1 protein-coding gene is annotated in these 1,546 nt (G+C 46.3%); it reads right to left on the bottom strand.

What is annotated here, in order from left to right:
• Positions 1-757: IS110 family RNA-guided transposase (locus ACFQNF_RS20520; protein WP_380190227.1), on the bottom strand; the 757-nt coding region annotated here is incomplete at its 3' end.
• Between the last annotated feature and the right edge of the window lie 789 nt (positions 758-1,546).

The raw sequence follows: 1,546 nt of genomic DNA, 5'->3' as shown, positions 1-1,546 counted from the left end.
CACGCCCGAGTAATGACGAACCCGATTGCCGCTCTACTGGCACTAAGCCCAAATACGCCGATAATTGTTCGGCCGTACTGAACTGATGCGTATGCATCACTGCCAATAATTGCGTGCCACTTTGTGGGCCGATTGCGGGAATGGTTTGCAGTAAATTCAGGTCGTTTTTTAGTCCCGGATGGCGGCCGATATGATCGTCGATTTGTCTTTGCAGTTTTTTGAGTTGAGTGTTTAGAAAGGCAAGGCTGTCGGTAATTGATTGATGAATCAGCTCTGGCGTAACAGTAGATTGTGCTTTTTCCTGGCGATTTTGTTCGCGCAGCAAATCTTGCAGAATCGCTTCGCGCCGAGCCAGAAGCCCTTTCAGAATGCGAGCTTCAGGCGGCGGTGGCAGCCACGCGGCAGGTTTAATCATGGCGCAGTAACGTGCCAGCACTTGGCTATCAATGCCATCGGTTTTGGTGCGAACAGCGAGGCCTTGGCCAAAATGTTTTACCTGTGCGGGATTGGCAATCGAGACACACACGCCAGCATCATGCAGCAGTGTGGCGGCCAATTCGTGATACACGCCAGTGGCTTCCATCGTGACGTGCAACTGCTCGGGAGGGATGTGATTTTTAGTCAGCCAAGCCAGCAAATCGGCGAGACCTTTGGCTGTATTGGCAACGACTTTAGCTTTGCCTTTGAGGGGGTCAAGTTGGGTCAGTAAGTAACAATCGAGTTTGGCTTTAGCAACATCAATACCGAGATAAAACATGAGAATTCTTCCTGTAAAAAAGCCTAATTCGCCCACTTGCCTTGTGCATACAGGGTCAAAGCCCTTGGCTACCGTCCAGTGTCTGATTTGGCGAAAGAAGGGAGGTGAAGGGTTTGATCTACAGAAGAAGGTCAATGCCTTAAGGTTGGGCTCAAACTCACTTCGCCTCGTGTGGTAGTAGCTAACCACCACAGGGAACAAGATACAAGGTTGGGTTAGCGGGTTTGTTCGCCGATTTTAGGCGGACCAAACCGCGTAACCCAACATCTTGGCGTAAAAGAATGTTGGGTTAGGCGATACATCTGAGCTTAGTAAACCTCACACGCAGAATGCTAACCCAGGCTACGAATTCACCTTAAGTTGATAGGATTAGATTTCATCTGCCCTACGATATTTATAATGAGATTGAGCAACGGCATAATCAGGCCAATAGTTAGCTGCTAAACATTCATTTATCCCTCTGCAAGGGTTAAATGAATAAAGCACACAATGGCATTATTCTCTCAGAGTGCCGCATATTAAATCCTGAAATAACTACTATGTTATTGATTATATAAGGCATACCCAATTATAAGCGGCTCAATTAAGTAGTAAAACTACTTTTTTTACGGATTAAAGCCACTTAAACCAGCCGATAAATGATTAGTTACAAGTTAAGAAAAATAGACAATCTGGCTCTCATAAAAAATCCTGATTATGTCTCTTACTCAGTTAATCGCCCTCGCGGGCAAGGCTTAGCAATGAGTAAGGCATGCAGCATGCGGGGAATAAGGGCGCATAAATCAAAAC

It is taken from the genome of Iodobacter arcticus, assembly GCF_042664895.1.
Taxonomy (GTDB): Bacteria; Pseudomonadota; Gammaproteobacteria; order Burkholderiales; family Chitinibacteraceae; genus Iodobacter; species Iodobacter arcticus.
This window is presented reverse-complemented; position numbering and strand designations above follow the sequence as displayed.